Origin of the sequence: Mycobacterium scrofulaceum (assembly GCF_001667885.1) — a bacterium.
GTDB lineage: Bacteria > Actinomycetota > Actinomycetes > Mycobacteriales > Mycobacteriaceae > Mycobacterium > Mycobacterium scrofulaceum_C.
Genome location: NZ_LZJW01000045.1, coordinates 1 through 725 on the forward strand (window position 1 = coordinate 1; position 725 = coordinate 725).

The following is a 725-nucleotide window of genomic DNA, read 5'->3' on the forward strand; positions in this document are numbered from 1 at the left end:
CGACCGCGCTTCCGGACCGCGCGGCGGCCGCTCGCAGTCGCGGCAATGCGACGTCGGTGCGCGCCGCGATCGCCGCCTTGATCAGCTCGGCCTTGTTCGGAAAGTAGTTGTACAGGCTGGCGCTGGTGACATCCGCGGTGCGGGCGATCTCGCGAATCGTGGTGCGAGAGTAGCCCTTCTCGGCCACGCATCGCATCGCCGCAGTGATGATGCGCGTGCGGGTCTGCTCGCCGTCCGCACCGACCGGGCGCCCCAATTGCGCCGGGGGACCGCTCATGCGGGAAGGTACCGTCCCTCACGCACCGCGCACCTCCGCCGGAAACCCCGAATTAATCGATCGCTCGATTATATTCGACCTGTCAGGCACCGAGGGCCGGCGGACGGGACACGCGAGTGGGGAGAACACGGTGACGCGGCCGCAGCGGGGACGCCCCGTCGGGGCCAGCGGTGAGGAGACCCGCCAGCGCATCATCGTGGCCACCATGCGCTGTGTGGCGACGGTGGGCTACTCGCGAGCCACGATTCGGGAGATCGCCCGCACCGCGGATGTCACCAGCGCCAGCCTGTACAACTACTTTCCGAACAAGGCCGAGCTGATCAAGGCGGCGATCGCGGCGCGCACCGACGTCGCATTGCCGCGACTGCGAGCGGCCGCCGCGCGGTCCGGAAGCGCGGTCGACCGCATCGAGGCGGTGCTCGACGAATCGGGCCGGCTGATGCGCGAG

At 69.7% G+C, this 725-nt stretch carries 2 protein-coding genes; one reads left to right on the forward strand and one right to left on the reverse strand.

The window, feature by feature from the left end; all coding sequences use genetic code 11:
* On the reverse strand, positions 1 to 277 hold a 277-nt coding region (locus A5681_RS05760), incomplete at its 3' end, for a TetR/AcrR family transcriptional regulator (RefSeq protein WP_156737856.1).
* A 130-nt stretch (positions 278 to 407) separates the two neighbouring features.
* Here A5681_RS05760 and A5681_RS05765 point away from each other — a divergent pair.
* A partial coding sequence (locus A5681_RS05765; protein ID WP_156737787.1) for a TetR/AcrR family transcriptional regulator occupies positions 408 to 725 on the forward strand: 318 nt, incomplete at its 3' end.